The sequence below is a fragment of the Curtobacterium sp. L1-20 genome (assembly GCF_048755855.1).
In the GTDB taxonomy this organism is placed as follows: Bacteria; Actinomycetota; Actinomycetes; order Actinomycetales; family Microbacteriaceae; genus Curtobacterium.
Genome location: NZ_CP151473.1, coordinates 196220 through 214607, shown reverse-complemented (window position 1 = coordinate 214607; position 18388 = coordinate 196220). Strand labels below are relative to the sequence as shown.

Annotated in this window: 12 protein-coding genes; 9 read left to right on the top strand and 3 right to left on the bottom strand. The window is 70.0% G+C overall.

Annotated elements, in window-relative coordinates; genetic code table 11:
* Positions 1-36 precede the first annotated feature (36 nt).
* Positions 37-4725 carry a hypothetical protein gene (locus AAEP86_RS02435; RefSeq protein ID WP_420368979.1) on the bottom strand — a complete coding sequence of 1563 codons (4689 nt, stop codon included), beginning with the start codon at positions 4723-4725 and terminating at the stop codon, positions 37-39.
* A 347-nt stretch (positions 4726-5072) separates the two neighbouring features.
* On the opposite strand from AAEP86_RS02435, the gene AAEP86_RS02430 reads away from it, so the two are divergent.
* The gene (locus AAEP86_RS02430; protein ID WP_420368978.1) at positions 5073-6596 is read left to right on the top strand and encodes a LuxR C-terminal-related transcriptional regulator; all 1524 of its coding nucleotides are present in this window, start codon (positions 5073-5075) and stop codon (positions 6594-6596) included.
* A 98-nt stretch (positions 6597-6694) separates the two neighbouring features.
* Positions 6695-7657: an EamA family transporter RarD gene (gene rarD, locus AAEP86_RS02425; RefSeq protein ID WP_420368977.1), complete on the top strand. Its 963-nt coding sequence runs from the start codon at positions 6695-6697 to the stop codon at positions 7655-7657.
* 112 nt (positions 7658-7769) lie between these two features.
* Here the strand turns inward: rarD and AAEP86_RS02420 are convergent, their stop codons facing one another.
* Complete coding sequence (locus AAEP86_RS02420) at positions 7770-9104, bottom strand: ABC transporter substrate-binding protein (protein ID WP_420368976.1); 1335 nt, start codon at positions 9102-9104, stop codon at positions 7770-7772.
* Positions 9105-9384: 280 nt separating this feature from the next.
* Here AAEP86_RS02420 and AAEP86_RS02415 point away from each other — a divergent pair, with 280 nt between their 5' ends.
* A complete protein-coding gene (locus AAEP86_RS02415; RefSeq protein ID WP_420368975.1) occupies positions 9385-10203 on the top strand; it encodes an SDR family oxidoreductase in 819 nt (272 codons plus the stop codon).
* Between the two features lie 88 nt (positions 10204-10291).
* On the opposite strand, the gene guaB is transcribed toward AAEP86_RS02415, so the two are convergent.
* A complete protein-coding gene (guaB, locus tag AAEP86_RS02410) occupies positions 10292-11794 on the bottom strand; it encodes an IMP dehydrogenase (protein ID WP_420368974.1) in 1503 nt (500 codons plus the stop codon).
* Between the two features lie 261 nt (positions 11795-12055).
* On the opposite strand from guaB, the gene AAEP86_RS02405 reads away from it, so the two are divergent.
* From AAEP86_RS02405 to AAEP86_RS02380, 6 genes are all read left to right on the top strand, one after another.
* A complete protein-coding gene (locus tag AAEP86_RS02405) occupies positions 12056-13477 on the top strand; it encodes a branched-chain amino acid ABC transporter permease (protein WP_420368973.1) in 1422 nt (473 codons plus the stop codon).
* A gap of 11 nt (positions 13478-13488) precedes the next feature.
* The gene (locus AAEP86_RS02400) at positions 13489-14475 is read left to right on the top strand and encodes a branched-chain amino acid ABC transporter permease (protein ID WP_420368972.1); all 987 of its coding nucleotides are present in this window, start codon (positions 13489-13491) and stop codon (positions 14473-14475) included.
* Entirely contained in the window at positions 14468-15355 is an 888-nt protein-coding gene (locus tag AAEP86_RS02395) for an ABC transporter ATP-binding protein (RefSeq protein WP_420368971.1), read from the top strand. The genes AAEP86_RS02400 and AAEP86_RS02395 overlap by 8 nt, the downstream gene beginning before the upstream one ends.
* Positions 15352-16158: an ABC transporter ATP-binding protein gene (locus tag AAEP86_RS02390; protein ID WP_420368970.1), complete on the top strand. Its 807-nt coding sequence runs from the start codon at positions 15352-15354 to the stop codon at positions 16156-16158. The genes AAEP86_RS02395 and AAEP86_RS02390 overlap by 4 nt, the downstream gene beginning before the upstream one ends.
* A gap of 308 nt (positions 16159-16466) precedes the next feature.
* Positions 16467-16646 (top strand): hypothetical protein, encoded by a 180-nt coding sequence (locus AAEP86_RS02385; protein ID WP_420368969.1) that lies wholly within the window; start codon positions 16467-16469, stop codon positions 16644-16646.
* Positions 16647-16765: 119 nt separating this feature from the next.
* On the top strand, positions 16766-18301 hold the full coding sequence (locus AAEP86_RS02380; protein WP_420368968.1) for a tail fiber protein: 1536 nt from the start codon (positions 16766-16768) through the stop codon (positions 18299-18301).
* Positions 18302-18388 lie beyond the last annotated feature (87 nt).

Below are 18388 nucleotides of genomic sequence, written 5' to 3'. Positions count from 1 at the left end.
CGATCAGGGCGTGTGCACGGCCGGACCACGGGCTCATCAGGCGTTGTCGGTCTCGTCACCGTCCTGGCGGCGGCGTCGGACGATCAGCAGCCCGCCGCCGAGGGCGAGGAGCAGGAGCGCCAGACCGATGCCTGGGCCGACGAGCTCGGTACCGGTGAACGCCAGTCCCGGGATGATCGGCGTCGGCGGAACCGCCCCACCGCGGATCGGGGTTCCGGTCTCGCAGCTGCCCGCGGGGTCACACGACCCGTCGACGGCCGGGTCGACCGTGTTGATCAGCCGGCCGTTGCCGGAGCCGACGGGCTTGACGGTGACGGAGTACGTCACCTCGATCGTCCGACCGACCTCGAGCGGACCCGACCAGGTCAGCGTCGTCCCCTGCAGTGTGGCACCGTGGGTGGCGTCGCTGTTGTAGGTGGCGTCGTCGAGCACGTTGGACATGTCGTCCGTGAAGGACGCCGGGTCCGCGGCGGTGAACGCGACCGCGCCGGTGTTCTTCACCGTGACCGTGTAGCCGACCTTCGTGCCCGGCTTGACGGCGTCGGTGGTCGAGACGGTCTTGGTGACCGTGAACGCCTTCACCGGCGTGTGCGTGATGCACGAGCCGTCCGGGTCGCAGTCGCCGCCGTCACCGGTCGGGGCGACCGCGTTGACGAGGTTCAGGTTCCCGGTGTCGGGGTCCTTCACCGTGACGGAGTAGGTGACCTTGACCGTCTGGCCGACCTTCAGCGGGCCCGCCCAGGTGAGGGTGTTCCCGGTGACCTTCGCGCCCTGCGTGGCGTCGCCGTTGTACTCGGCGTCGTCGAGCACGTTGGTCAGGTCGTCGCGGAACGACGCCGGCTTCTCGGACGTGTAGTCAGCCTTGCCGGTGTTCTTCACGGTGACCGTGTAGGCGACCTTCCCGCCGGGGGTGACGGTCTTCGTGTCCGCGGTCTTGGTGACCGTGTAAGACCCGGACGGAATCACCGAACGGCAGTCCGGGTTGTCGGATGTCGCCGTCGGGCAGCCGCCGTCGGGCGGGGTGACCACGGCGTTGTCGAGGATCTTGTCCCCGGTGTCCGGGTCGTTGACCGTCACCGAGTACGTCACCGTGACCGTCTGACCGGCTGCCAGGGCACCCGACCAGGACAGCGTCGGTGCCGCGTAGGTTGCCCCGTTCGTGGCGTCACCGTTGTAGGTGGCGTCGTCGAGGACCTTCGACATGTCGTCGGTGAACGTTGCCGGGTCGGCTGCGGTGTACGCGTCCTTGCCGGTGTTGGTCACGGTGATCGTGTAGGTGACCTTCTCGCCCGGCGTGACCTTGGTCGCGTCGGAGGTCTTCTTCACCGTGTACGCCTGCAGCGGGGTGCTCGTCGTGCAGGAGTCCTCCGGGTCGCAGCCGCCACCGTTGCCGGTCGGGGTCACCACGTTGGTGAGCGTGCCGTCACCGGTGCCCGCGGGGCCGGCCAGCACCTCGTAGGTGATGGTCTCCTTCGCGCCGACTGCGAGCGGACCCGACCAGGTCAGCGTCGTCCCCGACACCTCGGCGCCGTTGGTCGCCGAGCCAGCCACGTAGGTGGCGTCGTCGAGGACCTTCGAGAGGTCGTCCTCGATGGACGCCGGCTCGTCGGCCGTGTACGCGGCCTTGCCGGTGTTCGTCACGGTGACCGTGTAGGTGACGGTGTCACCCGGGTGCACGTTCGGCGTCGACGCGGTCTTGGTGACCGAGTACGACTGCACCGGGTTGTGCGTCTCGACCGGCGGACCGTTCGGGCGGATGAAGGAGTTGTCGAGCTCGTCGTCGCCGCGCTGCCCGTTCGCCTTCACCGTCACCTCGTACGTGACCGTGCCGACCTTCCCGGCGGGAACCGTACCCGTGACCGGGAACGAACCGTTCGCGATCGCGCCGACCGTGAGGGAGTCCATGGCGGTCGTCGGCTGCGTGGTCACGGTGGCGTCGTCGAGGACCTTCGACAGGTCGTCCGAGTAGCCGGTGACCGGCGCGGCCGCGGCACCCTTGCTGTTGTCGAACGTCAGCGTGTAGGTCAGGACCTGACCGGCCGAGACCGTGGAGCCCGACTTCGGGTCGACGGTCTTCCCGACGACCAGCTCCGGGATCGCGTTGCTGGTGCAGTCCGGACGCTGCTCGTCCGTCGGCACACACTTCGTCGGCGGGTTCTGCCCCGGGTCGAGGAGGTAGTTCGCGGCGATGTTGTCCCCGCGCTGCCCGTCGGCCTTGAGCGTCACCGTGTAGGTGATCGTCGAGGTCGCACCGGCCGGCAGGTTCCCGGTCACGGCGATCGTGTCACCGTTCCGGGTCGCCGACAGGGGACCCGTCGCCGTGGTCGGCTCCGTGGTCACCGTGGCGTCGTCGAGGACCTGCGAGAGGTCGTCGACCTTGTCCACCGGACCGGTGGTGGCGCCGGTGTTCTCGAAGTGGAGCGTGTAGGTCAGCGTCGAACCCGCAGCGAGCGGCTTGGACGAGGCTTCAACGGTCTTCCAGTCACGGATGTCGGGCGCGGGGAGCTCCGTCGAAGCGCACCGCTGGGTGCCGGTCGTCTGGCTGCCCTCGGGAACGCAGGCGTTGTTCACCAGGGTGCTGTTGCCGCCACCGGTGTACGTGACCGTGTAGGTCAGGGTCACCGTCTGGCCTGCCTCGAGGGGACCCGACCAGGACAGGTTCGGCGAATCGAACATCGGGGCGGCGACGGTCTGCCCGCCGACGGTCGCCTTCAGCGACGACTCGTCGAGCGTCGCGTCATCGACCACGTCGGACATGTCGTCCGTGATCTTCGCCGGGTCGTCGGCCGTGAACGGCACGTTCGCGGTGTTCTTCGCGGTGACCGTGTAGTTGACCTCGTCGCCGACCTTCAGCGGCGTCGAGTTGTCACCCGACGTGGCGTTCTCAGCCGTCTTCGCGATCGTCAGTGTCGGGTCCGGGCACAGCGCGGTCGAGGTGACCTCGGCATCGAATCCCTCGGCCGGGTAGTTGCTCTGGACCTGCACGAGGATCGTGTTCAGGCCCGTCTTGAAGTCACCAGCCATCTGCGTACTGGCAGCGTTCGCTGCATCGAAACCGGCGTACTGGTACGGGTTGGTGGTGTTCTGCGGCAGGTTAGCGCCGCTCTGCGGCTGGTTGTTCACCCAGACGCCAGCGACAGTGTTGTCCGCCAGCCACTTCATGTCCAGCTGGAACGTCGCCGGGTCGACCTGCGGGTCGAGGTTGAACTGGTAGCGGTAGTACCAGTCGCCACCACCGGTGGTCTGGTTCTGCCCGTTGGTCGGCGCGACGTAGTTTGCCGAGATCCACTGCGACTGCCCCGACTGCGAGTTAGCCCACAGGTTGTTCACCTTGCCCGCGTACGCCGGACCGAACGTCGCTCCTGCAGGCGGGAGCGCAATCGTCCCCGGACCGGAGATCGCGGTGTCAGAGTGGTTGAAGCCGTCGATACCGCCAGCGACCGTCCAGCGTGCGTCGGCGGTGCCGTTGGCGGCCTGGCCGTCCGTGGTCTGGTTGTAGCCGGTGTTGAAGATCACCGGGTCGGTGGTGCAGAGCACCGTCGGGATGGTCGGGTCCACGAAGGTGACCGTCGTGTCTCCGGGCGGGTTGAGCCCGGTCTCGGTGACGTTGCCGGGGCCGTTCGTGAAGGAGCCGGCCGTCGGCGAGGTGACGCTGACGCTCACCGTGCAGGACGCCTGACCGGCGTTGAGGTTGCCCGTGACGGCGACGCTGTCGGAGCCGGCAGCCGCGGTGACCTGGCCGGCGGCGCAGGTCGTCGCCGCAGCGTTCGGGTTCGCGATCGTGAGGCCGGCGGGGAGCTCGTCGGTGAAGGACCAGCCGTTCTTCGCCGCGAGCTCGCTGGTGTTCGTGACCGTGAAGGTCAACGTCGAGATGCCTCCGGTCGGGACCGTCGCGGGGCTGAACGACTTGTCCAGCTGCGGGGTGACGTCGAGGATCTTGATGTTGTCGATCGCGTGGTCGTTGCCGGCGCCCGTGCCCTGGTTGTTGAGCATCCGGACGCCGATGGACGAACCCGAGAACAGCTGCGCGCCGTTCGAGGTGTACGTACCGACGTTCGCCGTGAGCGCGTTCTGCGCTCCGAAGGCCGGGACCGCGACGGTCTTGGTCGACGAACAGGCGTCGATCTGGCTGCCCACGTTGCTCGCGGTGCCGCCGCTGTTGAGCAGCTGGAACTGCAGCAGCGGGTGCGCTGCGGTCGCGCAGTTCACCGCTGCGGCGTCGACGCTGAAGGTGATGAACCGGTTGCTGGCGGTGAACGGGATGTTCGAAGCCGTCTGGAACTCCACGAGGCCGGCTCCGGGGGAAGCGGCGGTGTAGGCCGTGTCGGCGTAGTTGCCCTGTGCCTGTGCCGGGGTCTGCCCGGCGCTGACACCGAGTGCGTAGGAGAGCTGTTGCGCGGTGTTCCAGTTCAGCTGGCCGTTCGCACCGTTGCTCTGGTTCGCGCAGGCAGCGACTGCGGAAGCGTTCGTCGGGGACTGCGACTGCGACGCGATCAAGCCGTTGCAGAATGTCAGCCAGGCGGTGTTCGCCGTGTACTTCTGGCCGGTGTCACCGGTGTACTGCGTCAGCGTCTGCACCGTGGTCGCGTTCGGGACGTTCTGGAAGTCCTCCGCGTACACAGTCGTACCGGCTGACGGCGTCCCGGGGTTGCCGGGGACGGCGTCGGCGGGCTTGGGCGTGGTGAGCACGATGGCGGACAGGCCACCGACAGCGAGCGCTGTCAACGCCACCCCTGCGACGAGGCGTCGGAGCCCACCCCACCTCGTCGCTGTCAGTTCTTTCGGACGTGCAGACACAGGTCTTCCTCCCAGTACGAGCCCAGCGCGCACGGTCCCCCTGATCGGGGCCGCTCGGGACCACTCAGAAGCTGAGTTTCACGTGTGAAGAGTCTTCGAAGAAGGCAGGACGGCTCGATTCACCCCGACGAGCACCGATGTCACCCTCGGACACACCTCGTCCTCCTGGCGCCACCCGCAGGCGGGGGGCACGCTCGGGGCAATGGCAACGCGTGGACAGTTTGCGCAATGTGTTGCAATCTGAACAACATGTGTTCGCAGAAGACCGTGTCGCGGTGAGCGCGGGCGCGTTGGCCGACGAGGTCGTGACGACGATCCGGTCAGCAGGGTGGGAAGCCGCGGCCGCCCTGGTGGAGCAGCACTGGGATCGACTCGCGACCACCGACCCGGTGCAGTTGCTCGCGGCGGTCAAGGCGCTCCCCGCGGACGCCTTCCTGCGGAACCCCGGCCTGATCGTCGCGACGAACTACCTCGAGCACGTGGCCGTCGGTGGGGACCCGCGCCGGGTGCACCTCGCCATGCAGCACGGCCCCGCGGCGACCGCCGACGGCCTGCTCCCGCGGTTGATCATGCTGACCAACGACTCGGCCGCCGCGCGCGTCCGCGACGAGCCGATCGAGGCCGCACGGATCGCGGAGGCAGCGCTCCGCGAACTCGGAGCGGCACCGGCGCCGGTGGTCGCGCCGATCGGCACCTCGCTCGCGCACCTCCGCATGCAGTGGGCTCGCTCGTTCGACGCAGCCGACTCGCCCCGCGCCCGCGGCGCGTACGAGGAGGTCTACGAACTCGCCCTCGCGACCGGGCAGCCGCACGTGGCGCGACGCGCTGCGGGATCAGCCGCGTGGTGGTACGCCGAACGGGGACGCACGGACCGGTCCGAGGAGTGGGTCCGGCGGGCGCACGCCACGGGTGTGGTCGAGGAGCGCTACGACGCCCCGCTGCACCTGGCCGAGGGACTCCTGCTCGCCGACCGCGACGACGTCGTCGGCGCGGACGCCATGCTGACGAAGGCGGAGGACGTCGGGATCGGCGAGTACTGGGCGGCGGGTCTCTTCGTGCGCGCCTTCCTCGCCCACAACGTCGCCGCGGCCGCGATCGTGGAGTCCAGTCTCGCCGACCACGTCCAGCGCCATCCCGCGGCGGTCACCTCACCGGGCGCCACGGGGCGGTTCCTGCGGGTCGCGCGGGTCCGCGTCATGATCCTCCGGGGCCGCATCCCGGAGGGCACCGGCGAGCTCGTCGACGTCTCCCACTCCGACCGAGCGGTCGCAGCAGGCGTCGCCTACGCCGAGGGTCGGCACCACGACGCCCTGGCCCTCATCCGGCCCATCGCCGAGGCCGCCGAGGCCGGAGCGGATCCGCGCCTGCAGGCGAGCGCGCTGCTCGTCCAGTCGGCCGCTGCACTCGCGCTCGGGTACACGGACACGGCCGTCCACGCGTTCCAACGGGCAGACGCGCTCATCCAGCACCAACGCCTGCACACCACCTACGACTGCATCGACCCGGACAGCCTCGTCCGCCTCGTCGACCTCTCCGGCAGTGACACACAGCGCGCCACCCGGGTCGCATCGTTCCGACGGGACCTCCCTGGTCTCACCCAGCGCGAGAACGACATCCTCGCGCTCCTCGCCACGGACCGGACGGCGGAGCAGATCGCGCGGACGTTGTTCATCAGTCCGAACACCCTCAAGACGATGACCCGACGCCTGTACCGCAAGCTCGGTGTGTCGTCCCGGAGCGCTGCGGTCGACCACGCCCACCGGGCCGGCTTCACCCTGGGTGCCGGCACCGGTCCCTGACACGCACCGGGACGGCCCGTCTCCGCGCGCCCGCCTCCGGGCAGCCGGGAGGCGCGGTGCACCCCTGCAGCGTCGGCGCGGCTTCCTAGGATGGTTCCGTGAGTGAACCGAGTCCGGCGCGTCCGGCCCGCAGCGAGGCATCCGTCGGTGTCGTCCAGGGGATCGTGGCGTACGGGCTGTGGGGGCTCATGCCGCTGCTCTTCGCGGCGATGGCCCCGGCCGGCGCGTTCGAGATCGTCGCCTGGCGCATCGTCTTCGGGCTCGCGTTCTGCGCCGTCGCCATCGCGGTGACCCGGTCGTGGCTCCGCACCCGGACGCTCATGGCGCAGCGGCGGGTGATGCTCGTGATGGGGCTGGCCGCGGTCCTCATCCTGGTGAACTGGACGGTGTACGTCGCAGCCACGACCACGGGCCACACGGTCGAGGCCGCCCTCGGGTACTTCATCAACCCGCTCGTGACGATCGCGCTCGGGGTGGTCGTGCTCCGTGAGCGACTCCGTCCCGCGCAGTGGACCGCGGTCGCCATCAGTGTGGTGGCCGTCGTGGTCATCGCCGTCGGGTACGGCCGCATGCCGTGGATCTCGCTCGCGCTGGCGTTCTCGTTCGGCCTGTACGGGCTCGTGAAGAAGCGGGTCGGCGGCACGGTGGACGCCCTGAGCGGTCTGACGATCGAGACCGTCTGGCTGCTGCCGATCGCGGTCGTCGCCCTCGTGGTGCTCGGTGTCACGGGCCTCGGCGGCGGTGTGACGTTCACGACGGAGGGCTGGGTGCACGTCCTGGTGACGGTGCTGACCGGACCGGCGACGGCGGTGCCGCTGCTGCTCTTCGCGTCGTCGGCGCGGCGGGTGAGCCTGTCGACGCTCGGGCTGACGCAGTACCTCGCGCCGATCATGCAGCTGCTCGTCGGCGTGGTCGTGCAGCACGAGCCGATGTCGGGCGGACGCTGGTTCGGCTTCGGCATCGTCTGGGTGGCGCTGGTCATCCTGACCGTGGACTCGTTCGCGGCGGCGCGGGCCGCGCGGCGCCGGGCGTCCGCACCGGCGGCTGCCGAGCCGGTCTGACGGGGCCGCGCCGCGCCTCCAGGCCGGTGGCCTCCAGGCCGGTGGTCGCCGGGACGCGGAAGCGCCCCGCGGCTGGGCCGCGGGGCGCTCCTGATCAGCGATCGCTGGTCGGTTACTTCTTCACCGAGCCCTGGATGGCGCTCTGGTAGACGGGCTTGTTGTCGCCGTCGAACTTGTAGATGCCGATGAAGGCGCTCGACGGGTCGTTGTTGTCGTCGAACGGGCCGATGCCCGACGGGCCCGTGTAGTGGATCTTCTCGCCCTTGCCGAGGAGGTCCTTGCAGTCCTTGAACGTCGAGCACTCCGTGCCGCCGTCGGCTCCGGACACCTTCGCCATGTTGGCCTGGATGGTGCCCGAGTCCGTGCCCTTGCCCTGCACCGCAGCGAGCGCGGCGAGGACGGTGGCGTCGTAGGACTCCGCCGCGTACGAGTAGTCGGCGAGGTCCTTGCCGGAGGACTGCTTGTAGTAGTCGGCGAGCTGCTTTTTGAAGGCGTCCTTCGGGGATGCGCCGGGGATCGTGCCCTGCGCGCCGGTCAGGGTGCCCTTGTCGAAGTCCTTCGAGTAGTCGGCCGTGTTGCCGTCCGACATGTAGATCTTCGAGGTGTCCCAGCCCTGCGAGACGAGCTCGGGGATGATCGACTTCGTCTCGTCGAAGGCGAGGACGACGATGGCGTCCGGCTTCGAGGCCAGGGCCGCGGTCACCTCGGACGAGAACGTCGTCTGGCCGGGCGGGAACTCCTGGCCCTTGCCCTTGGCGCCGTAGACGACCTGTCCGCCGGAGTCCTCGACGGCCTTCTGGACCGTGTTGCGGAGACCCGTGCCGTACGTGTCGTTGAAGACGAGGAACGCGACCTTGGCGTTGCCGTCACCGGTGACGAGCTGACCGAGCGCCGAACCCTGCACCGAGTCCGGCGGAGCGGTCCGGTAGTAGTACGACGAGTAGCCGGACAGGTCGGACGCCGTGTTGGCGGGGGAGACCTGGACGATGCAGTTGCTCGTGAGCTGGTCGATCACGTTCAGCGTGACGCTGGAGGACTCGGCACCGATCACGACCGGGACCTTGGCGTTGACGAGCTTCGTCGCGGCCGAGCTCGACACGGTCATGTCGTTGCTGTCGCCCGAGTCGGTGGCCGGGTCGATCGTGACGTCCTTGTCGAGGACACCGCCGGCGGCGTTGATGTCCTGCACCGCGAGCCCGACGCCGGACTCGGCCGGCGGGTTGAGGTACGCGAGCGAGCCGGTCAGCGGGAGGATCGTGCCGATCTTCAGCGCGTCCGTGCTGGGGGTGTCGGGGGCCTTGCAGCTGGCGGCCGGGTCCTTCTTCGCGCCGCCCGAGGCGGACGAGGACGGCGAGGAGCCGCCGGAGGTGGTGGAACAGGCGGCGAGGAGGAGCGCTGCCGCTCCCGCCACCGCCAGTGCCGTGGTGGCACGGGTGGTTCTGATCATCCGTGGAGCCCTTTCTCTGCGCGGAGGCGTCGACCGCATCGGGTCGAGCGCGGTCTCCTCCACGTGGGATGCCGAGAAAACTAGGGCCGATGTGTTTCACGTGTGTGTCCAGGATCCACCCCTGGACGTTTCGTTACACACCCGTGACTAATCTGAGTGGACGTACGGAACCCCTGATGAGGAGTCCGTCCGGACGGTCGACCTGCCGCCGTACGCCGCCTGACCGCTGCGCGCGGAGTCTGACGTCCGGCGCGGAACCGCGGGCGTACGGTCCCCGGACATGAGCGAACCGTCCTCGACCACCACCTTCCGTCCCACGCGCGCGATCGTCACCGGCGCCGAGTCCGGTATCGGCCGCGCGACCGCCGTCGCCCTCGCCGCCGCCGGCATGGACGTCGGCATCACCTACCTGTCCGAGCCCGACCGCGCCGAGCAGACCGCCGCCGAGGTCCGCGACGCCGGCCGCCGCGTCTTCGTCGAGCAGATCGACGTCACGCGCCTCGACGAGGCCGGCGCCGTGATCGACCGGCTCGCCGAGCAGCTCGGCGGGGTCGACGTGATCGTGGCCGACGCCGGTACCGGTGACAACGCGCCGTTCCTCGACCTCACGCTCGACCAGTGGCGCCACACCGTCGCGACCGACCTCGACGGTGCCTTCGTCACCATCCAGGCAGCGGCACGGCGGATGGTCGCCCAGGGCACCGGTGGCCGCGTCATCGGCATCACGAGCGTGCACGAGCACCAGCCCCGCTACGGGTCGAGCGCCTACGACGCCGCGAAGCACGGTCTCGGCGGCCTGCTCAAGACGATCGCGATCGAGCTCGCCGAGCACGGGATCACGGCGAACGCCGTCGCGCCGGGCGAGATCGCCACGCGCATGACCGGCGCCGAGGACGAGGACCCGCACACCATCGACCGACCGGGGATTCCGCTCGGTCGACCCGGCAACGCGTGGGAGATCGCCGCCGCGGTCGCGTTCCTGGCGTCGCCGGCGTCGTCGTACATCACGGGCGTCTCGCTGCCCGTCGACGGCGGGATGCTGCAGATGGGGCCGCACGGCGGCTCGCACATCACCTCCGACGACTGGCGGAGCGCGTAGGCCGCGACGCCTCGCCCGCAGCCCTGGAACGACGGAGCGCCCCGTCCCGGTCGAGCCGGGAGCGGGGCGCTCCGTCGGTGCGTGCGGATCAGCCGCGGTAGTTCGGCGCCTCGACGACCATCTTGATGTCGTGCGGGTGGGACTCCTTGAGCCCCGCAGCCGTGATGCGGACGAACTTGCCGCGGGCCTTGAGCTCCGGGACGGTCCGACCGCCGACGTAGAACATCGACTGCCGCAGGCCGCCGACGAGCTGGTACACCGCGTTGGCGACCGAGCCGCGGTAGGGCACCTGTCCCTCGATGCCCTCGGGGATGAGCTTCTCGTCGGAGGGGACGTCGGCCTGGAAGTAGCGGTCCTTCGAGTACGAGGTCTTCTCGCCGCGGGTCTGCAGCGCGCCGAGGGAGCCCATCCCCCGGTACGCCTTGTACTGCTTGCCGCCGACGAACACGAGCTCGCCCGGGGACTCGTCGGTGCCGGCGAGGAGCGAGCCGAGCATGACGGTGTCGGCTCCGGCGACGAGCGCCTTCGCGATGTCGCCCGAGTACTGCAGGCCGCCGTCGGCGATGACCGGCACGCCGGCCTCGCGTGCCGCGAGGGAGGCCTCGTAGACGGCGGTGACCTGCGGGACACCGACGCCGGCGACCACGCGGGTCGTGCAGATCGAGCCGGGACCGACGCCGACCTTCACGGCGTCCACGCCGGCGTCGATGAGCGCCTGTGCGCCCTGCCGGGTCGCGACGTTGCCGCCGATGACGTCCACGCCGGCGAACCGCGGGTCGGCCTTGAGGCGACGGACCATGTCGAGCACGCCCTCGCTCTCGCCGTTCGCGGTGTCGACCACGAGCACGTCGACGCCGGCCTCGAGCAGGGCCTCGGCGCGCTGCCAGGCGTCGCCGAAGAAGCCGATCGCGGCACCGACGCGCAGGCGGCCCTCGTCGTCCTTCGTGGCGTCCGGGTACTTCTCGCTCTTGTCGAAGTCCTTCACCGTGATCAGGCCGCGGAGCTTGCCGTCGGCGTCGACCAGCGGCAGCTTCTCGATCTTGTGCTGCGCGAAGATCGCGATCGCTTCCTCGGGGTCGATGCCCTCGGGAGCGGTGATGAGCGGGGCCTTCGTCATGACGTCGCGGACGAGCGTCGAGCCCATCTCGAACGGTGCGACGAACCGCATGTCCCGGTTGGTGATGATGCCGACGAGCGTGCCGTCCTCCTCGACGACCGGCAGACCGGAGACGCGGAACTGGCCGCACAGGGCGTCCACCTCGGCGACGGTGGCGTCGGGGCGAGTCGTGACGGGGTTGGTGATCATGCCCGACTCGGAGCGCTTCACCTTGTCGACGTAGGCCGCCTGGTCCTCGATGGACATGTTGCGGTGGAGGATGCCGATCCCGCCCTGGCGCGCCATCGCGATCGCCATCCGGGCCTCGGTCACGGTGTCCATGGCGGCGGAGAGCAGCGGCACGTTGACCGAGATCCGCTTGGTGAGCCGGGACGTGGTGGACGCCTCGCTCGGGATGACGTCGGTGTGCCCGGGCAGGAGCATGACGTCGTCGTAGGTGAGTCCGATGAATCCGAACGGATCCGGCTGGTCCATGGGTCCCCTTCGTGGGCGAGGTGAAGTGGTGGGCACCGGGGCACGTCGTCGGGTTCCCGATGGTCGATGGTAACGCGCGCGTCGCGCGCGCCATTCCGGCGAGGGGCCAGATGAGGGTGCTCGCAGGCGCTGCACCGGCCGGACGGCCGGAATCATGCGGATCGGTCACGGTTGCAGCACGATTTGTGCGCGAGACGAGGTGGAAACACGGGGGACACAAAAACTCCCTATGGTCCCCCTATCCGAACGAGAGGCTCATCCGTGGGTTCCATCACTCCGCCGGGGTCAGCGCTGGTGCGTCGACTCCGCCGTGGGGCGCCAGGCCGCAGCCGCCTGGTGCTCGCCGCAGTACTCTTCCTCGCTTTCCTCGCCACCTTCGCGATCGACTGGGCAGTGTCGCCCGCGGCCGACGCGGCGACGAGCAGTCCATCCGCGACCAGCAGCTCGGCTCCGGCCAGCACGCAGCCCTGCACGGTCAGCCCGACCAACGGCTGCATCCAGGGCACCATCCTCGACTCCGAGCGGAAGCCGGCGGAGGGCGTCGACGTGGACGTCACCGGTCCGGGGGGCTTCGCCCAGACCGCGACGACCACCGACACCGGCCGCTGGGCGGTCCGCGTCGAGCAGGCCGGCCGCTACACCGTGAGCGTCGACCAGGACAGCCTGCCGAAGGGGCAGTACCTGACGAACGCGGCGGACGCCGAGCGCACCGTCACCGCGTCGCTCAACGCGAACTCCGGTCAGATCTTCCAGCTGTCGGACCAGAAGGGCGCGACGACCTCGGACGACAGCACGAGCGTCACCCCGGGCCGCGCCTGGCAGCAGTTCGCGTCCGGCATCCGGCTCGGGTTGCTCATCGCCCTGGCGTCGGTCGGCCTCTCGCTCATCTACGGCACGACCGGCCTGTCGAGCTTCTCGCACGGTGAGCAGGTCACGCTCGGCGGTCTCCTCGCCTACGTGTTCGCGAACCAGCTCGGGTGGAACATCTGGCTGACCGGCATCGTCGTCACGCTCCTCTGCGCGGCGACCGGCTACCTGCAGGACGCCGCGATCTGGCGACCGCTCCGGCGTCGACGGATCAGCCTGACGCAGCTCATGATCGTCACGATCGGTCTGTCGATCGCCGCCCAGTACGCGTTCCAGTACTTCTTCGGCGCCTCGACGGTCCGCATCCAGCAGGGCAACCCGCAGACGGTGACCTTCGCCGGGCTCACCCTCACCGTGCAGTCGTACGTCGCGATGGCGATCGCCCTCGTGGTCCTCGTCGGCACCGGCCTCTTCCTCGCGAAGACGCGCTTCGGCCGGGCCACCCGTGCGGTCTCGGACAACCCGGCGCTGGCAGCCGCGTCCGGCATCGACGTCGACCGGGTGATCCGCTTCGTGTGGACGCTCGCCGCCGGTCTCGCCGGGCTCTCGGGCGTCATGCTCGGCCTCGTCCTCAACGGCGTCAACTGGCAGACCGGTCTCCAGCTGCTCCTGCTCATGTTCGCCTCGGTCACCCTCGGTGGCCTCGGGACGGCCTACGGGGCACTCGCGGGGTCGATGATCATCGGCATCGTCGTCGAGCTCACCAACCTCGTCCTGCCGGGCGACTTCAAGTACGCCACGGCACTCGTGATCCTCATCCTCATCCTGCTGTTCCGGCCGCAGGGCATCTTCGGCCGCGCCGAGCGGATCGGCTAAGGGAGCGCCCCATGGACTACATCCTCAACCTGCTGTCCTCGCTGACGCAGGAGGCCCTCGCCCCCACCACGGCGGCGTTCGCCCTGGCCGCCATCGGCCTCAACGTGCACTTCGGCCTCACCGGGCTGATCAACATGGGGCAGGCGGCGTTCCTCCTGCTCGGTGCCTACGGCTTCGCGATCTCGATCAGCAACGGGCTGCCGTTCGTCATGGCGATCCTGATCGCGTTGCTCATCGCGATCGTCTTCGCGATCATCCTCGGCATCCCGACGCTCCGGCTGCGCGGCGACTACCTGGCGATCGTGACGATCTCGGGCGCGGAGATCATCCGGATGGTCGGACGCTCGAGCCTGCTGACCACGACCACCGGCGGGTCGAACGGCATCGCCGGGTCGGCCTACCGCGACCCGTTCAACGCGATCAGCCCGCTGCCGGACGGCACCACCACGATCCTCTGGTTCACCTACTCGAACAACGGCGTCAACGGCTGGTGGATCCGCATCGCGGCGTGGGGCCTCGTCGCCCTGTTCACGCTCGTGCTGTTCCTCCTCGTGCGCAGCCCGTGGGGTCGCGTGCTGAAGGCCATCCGCGAGGACGAGGACGCCGTGCGCTCGCTCGGAAAGAACGTCTACTCGTACAAGATGCAGGCGCTCGTCTTCGGCGGGGCGCTCGGCGCGGTCGCCGGCATCATCTACGTCCTGCCGAGTTCGGTGCAACCGGACGCGATGGGCCGGTCGATGACGTTCTTCATCTGGACGGCGCTCATCCTCGGCGGTGCGGCGACGGTCTTCGGCCCGGTGCTCGGCGCGGTCCTCTTCTTCGTCGTCCGGCTCTTCATCCGGACGCTCGCGGGGGACTTCATCCCCGACTCGATCATGAACGCGCAGCAGGCGGAGCAGTTCTCCTACGTGCTCGTCGGCGTCGCGCTCATGCTCCTCATCGTGTTCCGGCCACAGGGACTCCTGGGCAACAAGAAGGAGCTGTCGTTCAGTGTCTGAGACGTACACCCACTCCAAGACCGACCCGATCCTCACCGTCCAGGGCGTCACCCGGCACTTCGGCGGCATGACCGCCGTCGACGTCGACCACCTCGAGGTCCAGCGCGGCACCATCACCGCGCTGATCGGCCCGAACGGCGCCGGCAAGACGACCTTCTTCAACCTGCTCACCGGGTTCGACAAGCCGAGCCCCGGGGCGACGACGACCTTCGACGGGTCGACGCTGCAGAAGACGAGCGCGACGCACATCGCGAACAAGGGCATGGTCCGCACGTTCCAGCTCACGAAGGCGCTCAGCCGGCTGACGGTGATGCAGAACATGCTGCTCGGCGCCCGCGACCAGCCGGGCGAGAACTTCTTCGCCGCCCTGGTGAAGCCCCTCTGGGCGAAGCGCGAGCGGGAGATCACCGCGAAGGCGGAGGACCTGCTCGCCCGCTTCAAGCTCCTCGAGAAGCGGGACGACTACGCCGGATCGCTGTCGGGCGGCCAGCGGAAGCTGCTCGAGATGGCACGGGCGCTGATGTCCGACCCGACGATGATCATGCTCGACGAGCCGATGGCCGGCGTGAACCCCGCGCTCACCCAGTCGCTCCTCGGGCACATCCAGTCGCTGCGCGACGACGGCATGACCGTCCTGTTCGTCGAGCACGACATGCACATGGTCCGCCACATCTCGGACTGGGTGGTGGTCATGGCCGAGGGCAAGGTCGTCGCCGAGGGCCCCGCCGACACGGTCATGGACGACCGAGCGGTCATCGACGCGTACCTCGGTGCGCACCACGACACCGACCTCGGTGACGACTCGCTCCTCACCGAGGAGACCTACGAGGAACTCGCCGAGGAAGTAGCCGAAGAAGACGAGCAGGAGGCGACCCGATGACGGACGCGACGGACCCCACGACCGCGAGCAGCGCCTCCAGGCCGTCCCCTGCGGCCACGCTGGAGCGCGAGCCGGTGCTCAGCGCCAAGAACCTCGTCGCCGGGTACCTGCCCGGGGTGAACATCCTGAACGGCTGCGACCTCGACTGCTACCCGGGCGAGCTGATCGGCATCATCGGGCCGAACGGCGCCGGCAAGTCGACGCTCCTCAAGGCCCTGTTCGGGCTCGTCTCCATCCGCGAGGGATCGGTCACGCTGCAGGGCGATGACATCACGAACCTCAAGGCGAACAAGCTGGTGCAGGCCGGGGTCGGCTTCGTCCCGCAGACGAACAACGTGTTCCCCTCGCTGTCGATCGAGGAGAACCTGCAGATGGGGCTGTACCTGCGGCCCCGGAAGTTCGCCGAACGCCTCGAGGTGATCTACGACCTGTTCCCCGTCCTCGGTCAGCGCAAGGGGCAGCGCGCCGGTTCGCTGTCCGGCGGGGAGCGGCAGTCGGTCGCGATGGCGCGGGCGCTGATGATGGACCCGAAGGTGCTGCTGCTCGACGAGCCCTCCGCGGGCCTGTCGCCGGTGCGCCAGGACGAGACCTTCATCCGCACCCGCCGGATCAACAAGGCCGGGGTGTCGATCATCATGGTCGAGCAGAACGCGAGACGCTGTCTCCAGATCTGCGATCGTGGGTACGTGCTCGACCAGGGGCGGAACGCGTACTCGGGCACCGGGAAGGAGCTCGCGGACGACCCGAAGGTCATCGAGCTCTACCTGGGGACGCTCGCCAAGGACGTCGACTCCGCCCGCTGAGCGGACGGGATCGACCGGAGACGTCGGCTCTGCCCGCTGTGCGGGCGGTGTCGGCCTGAGACGTCGGCTCTGCCCGCTGTGCGGGCGGGATCGACCGGAGATGTCGGCTCTGCCCGCTGTGCGGGCGGGACCGACCGTGGGTGCCGCTGTGGGGGCGACATCCGCACCGGACGGGGCCGCGCTGGCTGCTGATGCGCCGCGCGGCCCCGTTCCACACGTAGGCGCCGGCGCGTCCGACCGGCGGGTGGTCGCGTCCCGTGCGGCCTGGAGGCGCGACCCGCCCCCGCCGAGTGGGTATCGTTCCGCACGTGCGCACCCCCGCCCCCCTCGTGCTCGACGCCCTCGTCTGGCTCGTGTTCGCCGTGCTCTTCGTCGGGGCCGCGCTGCTCGTGAAGGTCGCCGCCGCGCTCCTCGTCGTCCTGGTGGTGCTGGCGCTCCTGCTCGGTCTGGTCCTCCGCGCGCTGCGCCGCCGGCGTCGCGCGCGCTGACCAGACCGTCCCTCCCGGCGACGTCCCCCGGACGAGGTCCTGTCGGCGACACTGCCGGGCCAATAGCATCAGCGGGCGGACACCTGCGCAACCCGACGCGCGGCCGTGGGGAGGACACCATGGCCGTCGGCCTGGCGAAGATCATCGCTGTGAGCGCCGGTACCGCGCTCCTCGTCGGCGCTGCCGGAGGGTGGGCGGCGAGTGCCACCACCTCCGGGACACGCGCGTTGCCGGACACCGCGAGCCACGGGTGCGTGGACGAGTCGGCGGGCACCCTCGTCCTCGTGACCCCCGGTCGGTCCTGCCCGGACGGCACCACCGCCGTCGTGTGGCAGACGAAGCGCGCGAGCGACGGCGACACCGGACCGGCAGGCGCCAGCGGCGCGACCGGGACGGCGGGTGCCGCCGGGCCCGAGGGCGCGACTGGTGCGACGGGCGACCAGGGTGCGACCGGCGCGAAGGGTGCGACCGGAGCAACAGGCTCGACAGGGGCCACGGGGCCGACAGGAGCCACTGGATCGGCGGGAGCCACGGGTTCGACGGGAGCCACGGGGGCGATGGGTTCCGCAGGAGCCGCCGGAGCCACAGGAGCGACCGGGACCGCGGGGCCGGCCGGGGCGACGGGCGACACCGGGGCGACCGGAGCCACCGGAGCGACCGGAGCCACGGGCATCCAGGGACTTCAGGGAATCCAGGGATTCCAGGGACTTCAGGGGATCCAGGGGGCCGTCGGGTTGACGGGAGCGACCGGCGCGACGGGTGCGGCAGGTGCGACGGGTGCGGCAGGTGCGAAGGGCGACACCGGGGCGACGCCGTGGTCCACGGTCTCCGACTGGTCCGCGGACACGTTCTACCAGGCCGGGCCGCCCGCAGACCTCGTCACGTGGCGGGGCTCGACCTACGTGGCAACCGATCCCAGCCTCGGCGTCACGCCGAGCTCGAGTGGCACCTCCTGGCATCTCATCGCTGCTGCTGGCGCGACCGGTGCGAAGGGCGACAAGGGCGACAAGGGCGACACCGGCGTCAGCGGGGCGCAGGGCGTCCAGGGTGAGACGGGCGCCACCGGTGCGACGGGCGCGACCGGCACCGCGGGTGCGACCGGCGCGACCGGAGCCACGCCCTGGGTGTTCCGCGGTGCCTGGTCGGCCACCACGACGTACTCGTCCGCCGCGCCTGCTGCGGTGGTGACGCGCAACGGCGCCACCTACCTCGCGATCGCGACGAGCACCGGGGTCGAGCCCGGTACCGATCCGGCCCGCTGGCAGCTCATCGCCGCAGCCGGTGCCACCGGAGCGACGGGAGCAACCGGGGCGACCGGGCCGCAGGGCCCCACGGGCGCAACCGGGCCGGCGGGCAGCTCCACGCTCGACGCGGCGTTCGGACAGCGCACCGGGCAGGGGGTGCCCGGCTCGGCCAGCAGCGGCGTGGATTGCATCCTCGGTGACGTCATCCTGACCGGTGGCGTCACGAGCGGCCCGATCGCGAACGGGCAGCTGCTGTCGATCAGTCAGAACACAGCGCTCTTCTCGCTGTACAGCAACAAGTTCGGAGGCGACGGCGTGAGCACGTTCGCCCTGCCGAACCTCACGTCGGTCACCCCGAACGACATGACGTACTACGTGTGTGCGCAGGGCATCTTCCCCTCCAGGAACTGATCCCCGCCGGCGTCCTCGCCGTGTCGACGGGGCCCGCGGTCCTGCTCGGTCCGTCGCGTCGCCTGTTGCGCCGAGGTCGACGCCGAC

Bases quoted from the DNA above. Each gene is read 5' to 3' on its own strand.
- AAEP86_RS02420 (WP_420368976.1), bottom strand. From the start codon at position 9,104: ATGATCAGAACCACCCGTGCCACCACGGCACTGGCGGTGGCGGGAGCG.
- AAEP86_RS02415 (WP_420368975.1), top strand. From the start codon at position 9,385: ATGAGCGAACCGTCCTCGACCACCACCTTCCGTCCCACGCGCGCGATC.
- guaB (WP_420368974.1), bottom strand. From the start codon at position 11,794: ATGGACCAGCCGGATCCGTTCGGATTCATCGGACTCACCTACGACGAC.
- AAEP86_RS02400 (WP_420368972.1), top strand. From the start codon at position 13,489: ATGGACTACATCCTCAACCTGCTGTCCTCGCTGACGCAGGAGGCCCTC.
- AAEP86_RS02390 (WP_420368970.1), top strand. From the start codon at position 15,352: ATGACGGACGCGACGGACCCCACGACCGCGAGCAGCGCCTCCAGGCCG.
- AAEP86_RS02380 (WP_420368968.1), top strand. From the start codon at position 16,766: ATGGCCGTCGGCCTGGCGAAGATCATCGCTGTGAGCGCCGGTACCGCG.